This is a genomic window from Kitasatospora sp. NPDC052896, from assembly GCF_044547075.1.
Classification (GTDB): domain Bacteria; phylum Actinomycetota; class Actinomycetes; order Streptomycetales; family Streptomycetaceae; genus Kitasatospora.
In genome coordinates this window covers 45,407-58,027 of sequence record NZ_JBITZU010000021.1, presented here as the reverse complement: position 1 = coordinate 58,027, position 12,621 = coordinate 45,407, and the positions used below count along the sequence as shown (strand labels likewise).

Here is a 12,621-nt window from a genome sequence, read left to right as displayed (position 1 = left end):
AAGCCTCGTATCTGCCGGATATATTCCCCGGATGGCGCAAGCCGGGCCCGAACGCGCTGCGTCCCACCCGGCACTCGGCACCCTCCTGGAAACTCCAGGCCCGGCTCCGCCGCCGACGCGGTGACGGCTCGTCGCCTCGCGCCGCCCGTCCACGGCGCCCTTTCGCCGCCCGCGCGGCCGGCTCACCCCGGCCCGGCGGGCCGGTACCGGGCGGGACCGTCCGTGCCCGCGCCCCGATCGGTGGCCCGTGCCCGCCACTATCGCCCCGCGCGTACTCCCACACCCCGGCTGCCACTTGACCCGCACCCGTGCGGACCGAGCCCGGCCGCCTCAACCGGCTCCGCGTGTCGGCCCGGGCCCCGCCCGCGCTCCTTCCCCGTCACCCCTGCACCGCCAGGACCAGCGGCAGCACCCCCGCGGCCCCGGCCCGGCGGAGCAGCCGGGCGGCCACCGTCACCGTCCAGCCGCTGTCGACCAGATCGTCCACCAGCAGCACCGGCCCCGGCGCCGTCGCCAGCGCCGCCGTCAGCTCGGGCGGCAGCACCAGCGAGCCCGCCAGCGAGTGCAGCCGCTGCGCGCTGTTGCTCCGGGCGCCGTACGGAGGCCGTCCCTCCGCGTACTCGATCCGGCCGAGCAGCGGCAACCGCCCGATCGCCGCGATCCGCGCGCCCAGACTCCCCACCAGCTCGGGTCGGGACGCCGAGGCCATGGTCACCACGCCGACCGGCCGAGCGGTCTGCGGATCGCTCCCGGCCCAGCCGCCGGGGCCGCGTGCCCAGTCCGCCAGCACCGTGACCAGCGCGTCCAGCAGGTCGGACGGCACGGCGGTGTCCGGTGCGCCGTCGGCCAACAGGGTGCGCAGCCGTCCGCCCCAGCCGATGTCGGACAGCCGCCCGAGCGCCCGGCCGGGCTCGGCCTGCTCGTCGGCCGGGATCCGGCCCTTGAGCGGGACGCCGAGGGCCTCCATACCGGTCGGCCAGAGCCGCCGCGGCTCGAAGGCCACTCCGGGGCGGCCGAGCGCCGCCCGGGCCGCGTCGAGGGCCTCGGTGGAGACGCTCGCCGGGTGCCGTGGACCCGCGCAGACGTCGCAGCGCCCGCAGGGCGCCGCCTGCTCGTCGTCCAGCTGGCGGCGCAGGAACTCCATCCGGCAGCGGTCGGTGCTCGCGTACTCGCGCATCGCCTGCTGCTCGGCCGCGCGGGCCCGGGCCACCTTGGCGTACCGCTCCCCGTCGTAGACCCAGCTCTCCCCGGTGGCCAGCCAGCCGCCGCGCACCCGGTGGACGGCGCCGTCCACGTCCAGCACCTTGAGCATGGTCTCCAACCGGGCCCGGCGCAGGTCCACCCGGGCTTCCAACGCGGCGGTGGAGAGCGGGCGGCCGGCCTCGGCAAGCGCGTCGAGAGTGCGCCGGACCTGCTCCTCGGGCGGGAAGCCGAGCGAGGCGAAGTAACGCCAGATCGCCTCGTCCTCGCGCCCGGGCAGCAGCAGCACCTCGGCCCGGTCCACCCCGCGGCCGGCTCGGCCGACCTGCTGGTAGTAGGCGATCGGCGAACCCGGCGAGCCCAGGTGCACCACGAACCCGAGGTCGGGCTTGTCGAAACCCATCCCCAGCGCCGAGGTCGCCACCAGTGCCTTGACCCGGTTGGCCAGCAGGTCCGCCTCGGCGCTGCGGCGCTCGGCGTCCTCGGTCCGGCCGGAGTACGAGGCGACCGGGAAGCCACGCCCGCGCAGGAAGTCCGTGACCTCGTCGGCGGCGGCCACGGTGAGCGTGTAGATGATCCCCGAGCCCGGGAGCTCGGCCAGGTGGTCGGCGAGCCAGCCGAGCCGGTGCGCCGGGTCCGGCAGCGCGAGCACCGACAGGCTGAGGCTCTCCCGGTCGAGCGGTCCGCGCAGCACCAGGGCCCGGCCGTCGGTGCCGGTGGTGCCCAACTGCTCGGCGACGTCCTCGGTCACCCGGGCGTTGGCCGTCGCAGTGGTCGCCAACACCGGTACACCGGGTGAGAGTTCGGCGAGCATCGTGCGTAGTCGGCGGTAGTCGGGGCGGAAGTCGTGACCCCAGTCGGAGATGCAGTGCGCCTCGTCGACCACCAACAGGCCGGTGGAAGCGGCCAGTTTGGGCAGGACGTTGTCCCGGAAGTCGGGGTTGTTCAGCCGCTCGGGGCTGACCAGCAGGATGTCCACCGAGCCGGCCGCCACCTCGGCCTGGATCTGGTCCCACTCCTCGGGGTTGGCCGAGTTGATCGTGCGGGCGTGGATCCCGGCCCGCGCCGCCGAGTCGACCTGGTTGCGCATCAGGGCGAGCAGCGGCGACACGATCACGGTCGGCCCGGCGCCGCCGGCCCGCAGCAACGCGGTGGCGATGAAGTAGACCGCGGACTTGCCCCACCCGGTGCGCTGCACGACCAAGGCCCGGCGGCGATCGACCACCAGTGCCTCGATCGCCAGCCACTGGTCCTCGCGCAGCACGGCGGCGGGCCCGGCGAGCTCGCGCAGCACCGCCTCGGCGCGGGCGCGAACCGCGGCGCGGTCGGCCGTCGCGGAGTCGATCGGCGCGGAACCGGTCGACGCGGGGGCGGGCGGGGTGACGGGTGGCACGGGCTGGTCCATGGGGTCCATGTAACCGCGTGCGGCCGACACCGGGCCAACCGCCCGTCCGGCTGTGGACGAACCGGGGGCTGTGGACAACCCGGGAGCGGGCGTTGTCCACAGCCCCGGGGTTGTCCACAGGGCCGAGGAATTCTCGGACGGGCCGAGGAATCGGCGTCACGCTGCCGCCATGAACCACGAAGACGCCGTGAACCACGAAGACCCCGGTCCCATCGTCCCCGGCCTCGGCCACCTCCCGGGTCCCCCCGGCGGGCCTCCGGTGCGGATGCGCGGTCCGGCCGACATGGCCGCGATGCTGCCCTACCTGCTCGGCTTCTATCCGGACGACAGCATCGTCGCCGTCGGCCTGCAGGGCCCGGACCTGCGGCAGGGCGGCGTGATCCGGCTCGACATCCCGGACGAGCCGCGGGACTGGCCGGTGATCGCGACCGAGGCGGCCCGGCTGCTGGTCGAGCTCTCCGAGGACCGCGACCGTCGTCCGCGTGCCGTGCTGCTGTACCTGTGCCGGGACCCGAAGCCGAACGGCCCGCCGGTGCTGGCCGGGCTGCGCCCGCTCGCCGCTCACCTGCTAAGGGCCTTCCGGGCGCTCGACCTGCCGGTGAAGGAGTCGCTCTGCGTCTCCGAGGGCCGCTGGTGGTCCTTCCTGTGCGCCGATCCCCGCTGCTGCGACCCGGGAGGTTTCCCGGTCCGGTCCGGGCCGGATCCGGGCCCCGCCGTGACGGCGGCCACCTTCGCCGGCCTGGCGCCGCGCGGCAGCCGCAAGGCGATCGCGGAGGCGCTCGCCCCGATCGGCCCGCCCGAGTGCGACCGGCAACGGCTCGCCTTCGAACGGCAGCTGGGCTTGCTCCTGGTCGCCTTCGACGCGCCGGAGGGGCCGGACGGCGTGCTGGCGGAGACCGGCCGGCTGATCGATCAGGCGATGGCTGAATTCGCCGACGGTACATCGGAGCTGGACGACGAGCAGGCCGCCAGGCTGATCCTCGGCCTGCAGGACCGAGCCGGCCGGGACCGGGCGGCCGAGTACGCCGAACCGGCCGAGCTGGCCTGCGCCCAAAGGCTCTGGCGGTTCCTGGCCCGACGCTGCGTGCCGCCCTACGAGGAGTACGCGGCAGCCCCGCTCACCCTCCTCGCCTGGACGGCCTGGCTCGCGGGGGACACCGCGACCAGCCGCGTGGTCCTCGCCCGGGCGCTCGACCTCGATCCGGGCTACGCCCTCGCCCGCCTGCTCTACGGCTCCCTCAACGGCGGGCTGCGGCCCGACCGCCTGCTCGCCACGGTCCGCGTCGAACGCGCCCGCCGGCTCGCCCCACAGTCCGAATCACCACAGTCCGAATCCCCACAGCCCGACTCCCCGCAGGCGGACTCGCCCGCTCCCACGCCGCCGGTTACCGAGCCCGCTCACCCGGGTCTGCCCGGTCCCGCCTCTCCGCCCGGTCCCGCGCCGTCGGCCGAGGGTGCCCACCCTCCCGCGAAGCCGCCGACCCGCCCCTCCCCGCCGACCAGCGGTTCCGCGCCCGCCACCCATCCCCGACCCAGCCGCCCCGGGCAACCCGGGCGACCGCGCCAGCGCGGCCCCCGCCCGCCCGGACCGACCCGTGCCACCTCGATCGGAGCCTGAAATGACCCGCACCCCGACGACGCCCCGGCGATCCGGCCCGTTCGTCCTCCTCGGCCGCCTTCTCCCGGCCCGCAGCGCGCCGCCCCAGCGTCCGGCCCCGCCCCTCCCGCAGGCACCGGACCCCAGCCCCGGTCGGCCAGGGCCCGGCACCCCCACCCCGCCCCTCGCTCGGCCGCTACAGCTCGCCTCGGACCATGCGGATCAGCCGGTCCAGGACCTGACCACCGCTGACCCGCAGGCCGTCGTGCTCCCACTCGTTGCTGACCCAGGTCCGCAGGCCCCTTACCGCGTCCGCCGTCGCCAGCGAACCGGCGGTGTCGACGTACATGTCGTCGTGGTAGACGGCGGCGGCCACCGGGACCTGATTGGCCGCCAGCACCTCGGGGCGGTACAGGTCGGGCCAGTCGGTGCGCTGCGCGAGCAGCTCCGCCGCGCCCTGCAGCGGTTGCAGCACCGGGTCGGTCTCGAACATCCAGGGGTAGATCATCTCCCCGGTGAAGTGCACGGGGTCACCGGTCTGCAGCGCCGCCGCGGCGTCGAACTCCGGAAACTCCTTGCGCACCCGCTCGGCCGCCCAGGCGGTCGAGCCGGCGTCCACCGAGCGCTGGCCGTAGATCGACTCGTGCAGCACCGCGTAGAGCGGCCCTTCCGCGAACGAGAGCCGCGACTGGACGCCCGCGAGGAAGGTGTCAGAGAGCTCCAGGCCGGCGCTGCCCCGCACCCAGGCGTCCTCCAGCAGGTAGTGCAGGGTGTCCGACCCGGTGCCCGAGCCGAGCATCAGCCCGAGCGACTGGAAGGCCGGCACGGTCAGCAGTCCGCCACCCGGCAGCCGCGCGGGTGCCACCGCCAGGTGCTCGACGACCCGCCGGACCGCCTCCACGTCCTGCGGGTAACGGGCGTAGTGCGCCCGGTTCTTTCGGGTCACCCGGGGGTAGGCGGCGCGGTACACGTCGGCCGCGCTGCTGCGCAGCCCGGCCAGCCCGCCGGTCACCAGTGCCTCCCGCAGCCCCGCAGGGGCCAGCGACAGGTAGGTCAGGGCGCAGAACCCGCCGAAACTCTGGCCGAGCAGGCTCCACTTGCCGTGCTCACCGAGGAGCTGATGCCGGATCAGTTCGGCGTCCCGGACGATCGAGTCGGCGCGGAAGTACGAGAGGTACTCCGCTTGCTCCTGGGCACCGCCGCGCAGCGGCAGCGTCTGTCGGGTCGCCGGGGTCGAGCGTCCGGTACCGCGCTGGTCGAGCAGCAGCACCCGGTAGTCGTCCAGGGCCCGGTCGAGCCAGGCGTCCCGGCCCAGCGGCCGGTTGGCCCGGCCGCCGGGTCCGCCCTGGAGGAAGAGCAGCCAGGGCAGGTCGGCCCGCTCCTTGCCCGCCGCGACCACCTCGCGGGCGTAGACCTCGATCTGCTCGCCGTGCGGAGCTGCGTGGTCCAGCGGGACCTGGAACAGATGGTCGGTCAGGACGGTCCCGGGTTGGCGGCTGACGGCGGACATGCGACTCCTCGGTCTGGGCTCGGTGCGCTGGGGCGCCGACCTGTGAACCCCGCACGGGGTACAGCGCCTCACCGGCACCGTATCCTGGCGCCCGCCCGGTGGATCGGGAGCCGTCCGTATCCGGAGCGCAGCCGCCCGGACGAGTGTGCCGGGCCGGGGATCGGCGTCGGATTCGTCGGCCCCGCCGCGGCGGCCGGGCGGCTGAGCGTGACCTGTGCCAGGTGCGCCGCGTTCACTCTCCGGGACACCGCCGAGGACGCGGCGCGCGGTGGTACCGACCGTGGGGGAGCGGTGGTCTGGTCGATCCGGGCCCGCCACCGTGATCCCGGTGCTCCACCGCCTCCGGCTTGGTCCGAGCGCGAGGGCGACCACTCATGGCGGCCGTGGCCTGCGGGCCCGACCTGCCGGCCGAAAGGAGGAGAGCCCGGTGACGGCGCTCAGGCCAGCACAGACCGCGACGCCGCCCGAGACGGTCGGCGGATCCCGGACCGCGGCCGCGCCGAGCGGCGCCGCGCGCTCGGCCGCCCGGTCACGCCGGCAGCCGGCCTCGGCCCACGGCGACGTGCTCTGCGTCAACGCTCCCGCGATGGCGGCCTCGGGCACGGACGGACAGCTCCGGGGGAGCGGACTGCACGGGTTCTTCCGGTCCGGTGTCCGGGTGCTGAGCCGGATGGAGATCAGGCTGGGTGGGGTCGAGCCCCTCGCACTCCAGGGCGACCTCTCCTCGGCGGCCCAGGCCCGCTTCCTGGCGGCGGTCCGGCTACCGGGCGATCTCGATCCCGACCCGGCCCTGACGGTGGAGCGGCTCCGGCACGCCGACGGGGTGGAGACCGTCACTATCCGGAACGCCGGTGCCCGCCGGGCCCGCCTTCCGTTGGAGATCGCGCTGGGCACCGATCTCGGCAGCCTGGCCGGGATCGCCGGTGGGGAGCGCGCGGCGGACGTCCCCGGCCAGGTCCAGTCGGCCGGCCTGCGCTGGAGCGGCCGTGGTCACAGCACCACCGTGACGGCCCGGCCCTCACCGCACGTGGTACTGGCCGGCGCGGGAGTGCTCCGTTGGGACCTGGAGGTACAACCGGGCGCCCGTTGGTCGGTCGAGCTGCGGGTGGAGCTGGAGAGCGCGCCGGCGCCGGCCGCCGCGGCGGTGGTCCGCCCGCCGATCGGGCGCGGCGCCGGTGTGCCGCGACCCTGGTCCGAGCTGGAGATCCGGTGCGACGACCCGCGGGCCACGGTCCTGGTCGGCCGGTCCCTGGAAGCGCTCGGTGGGCTGCTGCTCGCCGACCCGGACCGTCCTACGGACCTCTACGCCGCCTCCGGTGCGCCCTGGCGGTTCGGCCTCGCCGCGGCCGACGCGCTGTGGGCTGCCCGGCTGACGCTGCCGCTCGGCACCCGGCTGGCCGCGGGCACCCTGCGCGCGCTGGCCCGCCGTCAGCAGACCGGGGGTGGGCCCGGCCGCGCCGACGGTGTCATCCCGGGCCCGTTCCGGCACGCCGGTCCCGAACTGCCGCCCTCCTGCACGGCCACCGAGGCCACCCTGCTCTTCGTCACGGTGCTGGCCGAGGCCTGGCGCTGGGGGATGCCCCGGCAGGAGGTCATGGAGCTGCTGCCGGCCGCCGAGCGGGCGCTCGGCGCGTTGCGCACGGCGGCCGGGGCCAACGCCGTCGAGGGCTTCGTGACCGACCTGGTTCGGTCCGCCGACGACCGACCCGGCCATCGGTCGGTCGCCCGCTGCGAGGTCCAGGCCCTGGGCCACCGCGCGGCGCTGCACGGCGCCGAGTTGCTGGCGGCCTTCGGGCGGCCGGGGGCCGCCGAGTGGCAGGAGTGGGCAGCCGCGCTCCGCGGCCGGTTCCGCGAGCGCTTCTGGGTCGACGACCTCGCGGGGGGACGACCGGCCGCCGCGCTGACCGCGGACGAGCGCACGGTGCCGGCCGTCACCTGCTCCTTCGTCCACCTGCTCGATCCCGGTCTCGGTGCCGAGGGCGAGTCCCTGGCGGGCCTGCTCGACCGGGAGCAGACCCGGCTGCTGGCGCAGCGGCTGGTCACCCCCGAACTGGACTGCGGTTGGGGGCTACGGACCCTCAGTGCCAGGTCGCCCCGGTTCAACCCGCTGGGTCACCGGAGCGGCGTGGTACGGGTGCTGGAGACCGCGCTGGCCGTCGCCGGCCTCGCCGGCGCCGGCCTCGAACGGGAGGCCGGAACCTTGCTGGAGGGACTGCTGGCCGCCTCCGCGCACTTCGGCGGCCGGCTCCCGGAGATGTACGCCGGGGAGCAGCGGCTGCCGGGTTGCCCTCCCGTGCCGCACCCGGCCGCCTGCCGTCCCGCCGCGACAGCCGCGACCGGCGCCGTGCACGCGGTCTTCGCCCTGGCCGGGGTACGCCCGGACGCGCCGGCCCGCCGGGTGGTGATCCGGCCCGCCAGCACCGCACCCCTCGGGGAGCTGGGGCTCGCGGGTCTGCGGGTGGCGGGCGAGCCGTTCTCGGTCCGGGTCAGCCGGATCGGTGTCGCCGTGATCGAGGAGGCCTCCTCCGACCTGCAACTCGGTGCCTGCTGACGGCTCGCCGGCGTTCCCGGCCGGCTCGGGCGATCACGCCGGTGCGGGCCCGAGCCCGAACGCGTCCCTGTCCGACCTCGTGTTTATCGTCAGAAAGACGACTATGATCGGCCTCATGTCGCGCTATGACCCGTCGGCCTTTCCCCCGTTCGCAGTCACGGTCGACCTGGTGGTGCTGACTGTCAGGGAGCACGAGCTCTGCGCACTGCTGGTGCGCCGGGGCGAGCCGCCCTTCCAGGGCTACTGGGCGCTGCCCGGCGGCTTCGTGCGCCCGGACGAGGGCCTCGGCGAGGCGGCCTCGCGGGAGCTGGCCGAGGAGACCGGTCTGCGCGCCTACTCCACCCCCGGCCAGGACACCGCCGGCGCGCACCTGGAGCAGCTGGCCACCTACGGCCACCCGCAGCGCGACCCGCGGATGCGGGTGGTGAGCGTGGCCCACCTCGCCCTCGCCCCGGACCTGCCGACGCCCAGGCCGGGTGGCGACACCCGCGGCGCGCGGTGGGCGCCGGTCAGCGAACTCCTCGGCGCGGGCGCGGCGGACCGCGAGCCGCTCGCCTTCGACCACGCCCTGATCCTGGAGGAGGGCGTCGAGCGGGCTCGTTCCAAGATCGAGTACTCCGCGCTGGCCACCGCGTTCTGCCCCAAGGAGTTCACCGTCGGCGAGCTGCGCCGGGTCTACGAGGCGGTCTGGGGAGTGGCGCTGGACCCGCGCAACTTCCACCGCAAGGTCACCGGTACGCCCGGCTTCCTGGTCCCCTCGGGCGGCACGACCACCCGTCAGGGCGGGCGCCCCGCACAGCTGTTCACCGCCGGCGGCGCCACCGTCCTCAACCCGCCGATGCTGCGCCCGGAGCAGTGAGCGCGCGGTCGCGGGCCGTCGGTCGGACGCCCGGCCGGGCTGTCCCCTGATCGAGTGAGGCGGGCCGCTGAGTTGCCCGTGGCGTTTCCGCAATGCCCGGAATCTCCCCTCGCGCGTCCTAGGGTGCTGGCACCGGGGCGACCCGTGCAGCCCCCGGTCGGGGCAGCCGAGCCGATGGGAGCAGCCAGCGATGATCCAGGCCAACGGACTCACCAAGGTCTACCGCCGAGGTGGTCGTCCGGCGCTGCTCGAGGTCTCCCTCGACGCCCGACCCGGCGCCGTCACCGTGCTGTTGGGCCCGGAGGACGCCGGTAAGACCACGGCGCTGCGGCTGATGCTGGGGCTGGAGCACGGTCAGGGGGTCACCCTCTTCAACGGGCGGGCATACCGACAGCTGCGCCGCCCGGAGCGGGAGGTCGGCGTGGTGCTGCCGACCGTCCACCGCTCGCTCGGCCACCCGAACCGCACCGCGCTCGGCCACCTGCGCATGCTGGCCGCCGCGGTCGGCGTCCCGGCCGCCCGGGCCGACGCGCTGCTGGAGCAGACCCGCCTGGCGGCCATGGCCGACCACCGGCTGAAGTCCTTCTCCCTGGGCATGAACCGCCGCCTCGCACTGGCGACCGCGCTGCTCGGCGACCCGGGCATGCTGCTGCTCGACGCCCCCGCCGAGGACCTCTCGCCGCGCAACGCCGAGTGGCTGCACGCCTTCCTCCGGGCCTTCCCGGCGGGCGGCGGCTCGGTGCTCGTCACCACCCGCAGCCCGCAGGAAGCCGCGCTGCTCGGCGACCGAGTGATCACCCTGAACCAGGGGCGGGTGGTCGCGGACCAGCCGGTCGCCGAGTTCCGCCGGACCAGGCTGCACCCCGAGGTAGCGGTCCGCGGTCCGCAGATGGCCCGGCTCACCGACCTGTTGCTGGCGCAGGGTGCGGAGATCCGCCCGGACGGCCGGGCCGGCATCGCGGTGAGCGGCCTGGAGCGCACCGAGATCGGTGAACTGGCCTACCGCAACGGCATCCTGCTGCACGAACTCGCCGACCGCGTGGTGGAGCAGCCCGCCCCCCGGGCGTCGCAGTCCGCGGTGACCCGCACTCCCGCGCCCCCGGCGGTCCAGCTGCTGCCGGCCGGAGTGGGCGCGCGGCCCCGGACCCTGCGGGTGCTCGGCGTGTCCCAGCCGGGCCGGGGCCTGCCGGGTCCGGCCACCGAGGTCACGCCCACCCCGAAGCCGGCCGACGGTCCACCCACCGTGGTCCTGCCCATCGATCTCGGCGATTCCCCCACCGCTCTGCTTGACGTCGGGCCGGCCCCCATCGCCGGGCCCGTCCCCGCCGCCGCGGCCGTCCCCGGACCGGGCATGCCGCCCGGCTCCGCCACCCAGCCCCCGCAGACCGGGGCCGACCTCATCCCCGAGCCCTTGACCGGGCCCGACCACTGGAACGGGTGACCCGTGCGCGTACTGGCCTACGAGGGACGGCGCCTGTTCGGGCTCCGCTCCACCTGGCTGATCCTGGCTGCGGCGCTGCTCACCGGCGCCGCCGTGACAGCCGTGCTCGCCCACCAGTCGGCCCCCGGGCCGCTCCCGGTGACCCGAGCGGTCCGGCTGCTCACCGCGTCCGTGCCGCTGCTGCCGATCCCGCTGGCCGCCCTGGCGGCCGGAGCCCTGGGCGCTCTGGCCTCCGCCCACGAGGTCCAGTACCCCGGGCTGGCGGCGTCCCAGAGCCGGTACGGCAGCCGGGTCCGGCTGCTGCTCGGCAAGCTGGCCGTCAGCGCGGTGGTCTCGGCCGGGCTGGCCATGGTCTCGCTGCTGCTGGACGCCGCCGTGCTCCAGGTCGCCCTGCGGCCGGTCACCTCGGCTGACCGGCTGTTCTCCCCGGCGCTGCTGCGCACCGATCAGCGCCCGGTCCTGGTACTGGTGTTCTTCGCCGCGCTGGTGGTCGCGGCGGGCTGGACCGGGGTGCTGGCCGCGGCGCTGACCCGCAGCGCGCTCGCCGGGCTGCTGTTGCTCTGCGCGCTGCCGCTGCTGGTCGAGCCGCTCAGCAGTGCGCTGCTGCAGCGCGGCGGTCCGGTGTGGGTGGCTCGCACGGAGGCGGCGCTGCCGTTCCAGCACCCGTTGGAGCAGCTCTACGAGTCCGCCACGGCCGGACGGTCGCCGCAGTTGGCAGCTCCGTTGGCGGCGCTGGTCGAGACGACCCAACCACTGGCACTGATCGCCTTCCTGGTCCCTGCCGCGCTGCTCCTGGTGGTCTGCCTGCTGGCGCAGCTCCACCGCCGGTCCTACTGAGCCCGGCGGGCAGGTGGGCGCCGGTTGAGCCATCAGGTCCAACCGGTGCTGCCGGGCTGTCACGACCCGGGATCCGAACGGTCGCCCGAAGATCAGTGGCAGCACCGTCTGCCGACCGGTATGGTCGTTTCCTCCTGATAAGAAGTCAATTATCCAGTCATGGGCGATCACCCTTTCGTGTGCTTTTCACGAGAATTCTCAAGCCCGACCCTCCGATCGCCGACAAAGGACGTGTGAGTACCCTTGCGCACCCTGCCATGACCGCCGCTCGCACCGCCGAGGCCGCTGCCCCCGGCGCTGTCGAGCCCGACCGTTTTTCCTACGCCGATCGGCCCTCTGGCCCGGTCCCCCGATGGGACGGGGCGGAGAGCGATCTCGCCCGGGTCGGCCGCAAGACCACCAGCAGCCGCGGCCGCGGGCTGCACGGACAGCTCGTCCAGCAACTCGGCCAGATGATCGTCTCCGGTGACCTCGGCGCCGACCGTCCGTTGGTCCCCGAGGAGATCGGCCAGCGCTTCGAGGTCTCGCGCACCGTAGTGCGCGAGTCGCTGCGCGTGCTGGAGGCCAAGGGCCTGGTCAGCGCCCGTCCCAACGTCGGCACCCGGGTCCGGCCGGTCGGCGACTGGAACCTGCTGGACCCGGACATCATCGAGTGGCGCGCCTTCGGGCCGCAGCGCGACGAGCAGCGCCGCGAGCTGTTCGAGCTGCGTTGGGCGATCGAGCCGCTCGCCGCCCGCCTCGCCGCCGGCCACGGCCGGGAGGACGTCCAGCAGCGGCTGGCCGAGATGGCCGAGATCATGGGCCACGCGGCAGCCCAGGGCGATCTGATCACCTTCTCGCGGGCCGACGCCGAGCTGCACGGCCTGGTCCTGCAGATGGCCGGTAACCGGATGCTCGAGCACCTCTCCGGCATCGTCGCCTCGGCCCTGCAGGTCTCCGGCGGACCGGCCACCGCCTGCGAGCGCCCCTCGGACAGCTCGGTCGGTGTGCACGTGCGCCTGGTGGAGGCGCTCGGCACCGGCGACGGCACGGCCGCCGAGGCGGCGATGCGGGCCCTGCTCACCGTCCACCCGGACGTGGAGCACGCCGTCCCGGCCCCGCGCGAGCACTGAGCGGGCCGGTCGCGGACCCGCGGGAGCGTAGGCGCCCTCCGGCTGCCCCGAGCGACGAGCCGTGGAGCACCCGGAGGGCCCGCACCGCTGGTGAGCGGGCGGCGGTCGG

At 75.3% G+C, this 12,621-nt stretch carries 8 protein-coding genes; 6 read left to right on the top strand and 2 right to left on the bottom strand.

Features of this window, described 5'->3' with window-relative positions:
• Positions 1-379: 379 nt before the first annotated feature.
• Positions 380-2,614, bottom strand: a complete 2,235-nt coding sequence (locus ACIGXM_RS29265) for a DEAD/DEAH box helicase (RefSeq protein WP_396566056.1) — start codon at positions 2,612-2,614, stop codon at positions 380-382.
• A 160-nt stretch (positions 2,615-2,774) separates the two neighbouring features.
• Between ACIGXM_RS29265 and ACIGXM_RS29260 the strand changes: the two genes are divergently transcribed.
• Positions 2,775-4,223, top strand: coding sequence for a DUF4192 domain-containing protein (locus ACIGXM_RS29260; protein ID WP_396566054.1), 1,449 nt, complete (start codon positions 2,775-2,777; stop codon positions 4,221-4,223).
• Positions 4,224-4,398: 175 nt separating this feature from the next.
• Here ACIGXM_RS29260 and ACIGXM_RS29255 read toward each other — a convergent pair whose 3' ends face one another.
• Positions 4,399-5,712, bottom strand: a complete 1,314-nt coding sequence (locus tag ACIGXM_RS29255) for an alpha/beta fold hydrolase (protein WP_396566052.1) — start codon at positions 5,710-5,712, stop codon at positions 4,399-4,401.
• Positions 5,713-6,298: 586 nt separating this feature from the next.
• On the opposite strand from ACIGXM_RS29255, the gene ACIGXM_RS29250 reads away from it, so the two are divergent.
• The 5 genes from ACIGXM_RS29250 (at position 6,299) to ACIGXM_RS29230 (ending at position 12,512) form a co-directional block, all read left to right on the top strand.
• Positions 6,299-8,263 (top strand): glycogen debranching N-terminal domain-containing protein, encoded by a 1,965-nt coding sequence (locus ACIGXM_RS29250; protein WP_396566159.1) that lies wholly within the window; start codon positions 6,299-6,301, stop codon positions 8,261-8,263.
• Positions 8,264-8,378: 115 nt separating this feature from the next.
• Positions 8,379-9,122, top strand: coding sequence for an NUDIX domain-containing protein (locus tag ACIGXM_RS29245; RefSeq protein WP_396566050.1), 744 nt, complete (start codon positions 8,379-8,381; stop codon positions 9,120-9,122).
• A 190-nt stretch (positions 9,123-9,312) separates the two neighbouring features.
• Entirely contained in the window at positions 9,313-10,563 is a 1,251-nt protein-coding gene (locus ACIGXM_RS29240) for an ATP-binding cassette domain-containing protein (RefSeq protein WP_396566048.1), read from the top strand.
• A gap of 3 nt (positions 10,564-10,566) precedes the next feature.
• Positions 10,567-11,400 carry a hypothetical protein gene (locus ACIGXM_RS29235; protein WP_396566046.1) on the top strand — a complete coding sequence of 278 codons (834 nt, stop codon included), beginning with the start codon at positions 10,567-10,569 and terminating at the stop codon, positions 11,398-11,400.
• A gap of 179 nt (positions 11,401-11,579) precedes the next feature.
• Complete coding sequence (locus ACIGXM_RS29230; RefSeq protein WP_396566044.1) at positions 11,580-12,512, top strand: FadR/GntR family transcriptional regulator; 933 nt, start codon at positions 11,580-11,582, stop codon at positions 12,510-12,512.
• The last annotated feature ends 109 nt before the right edge of the window (positions 12,513-12,621 follow it).

Coding starts and splice junctions, on each gene's coding strand:
- ACIGXM_RS29265 (WP_396566056.1), bottom strand. CDS start 2,614: ATGGACCCCATGGACCAGCCCGTGCCACCCGTCACCCCGCCCGCCCCC.
- ACIGXM_RS29260 (WP_396566054.1), top strand. CDS start 2,775: ATGAACCACGAAGACGCCGTGAACCACGAAGACCCCGGTCCCATCGTC.
- ACIGXM_RS29255 (WP_396566052.1), bottom strand. CDS start 5,712: ATGTCCGCCGTCAGCCGCCAACCCGGGACCGTCCTGACCGACCATCTG.
- ACIGXM_RS29250 (WP_396566159.1), top strand. CDS start 6,299: ATGGCGGCCTCGGGCACGGACGGACAGCTCCGGGGGAGCGGACTGCAC.
- ACIGXM_RS29245 (WP_396566050.1), top strand. CDS start 8,379: ATGTCGCGCTATGACCCGTCGGCCTTTCCCCCGTTCGCAGTCACGGTC.
- ACIGXM_RS29240 (WP_396566048.1), top strand. CDS start 9,313: ATGATCCAGGCCAACGGACTCACCAAGGTCTACCGCCGAGGTGGTCGT.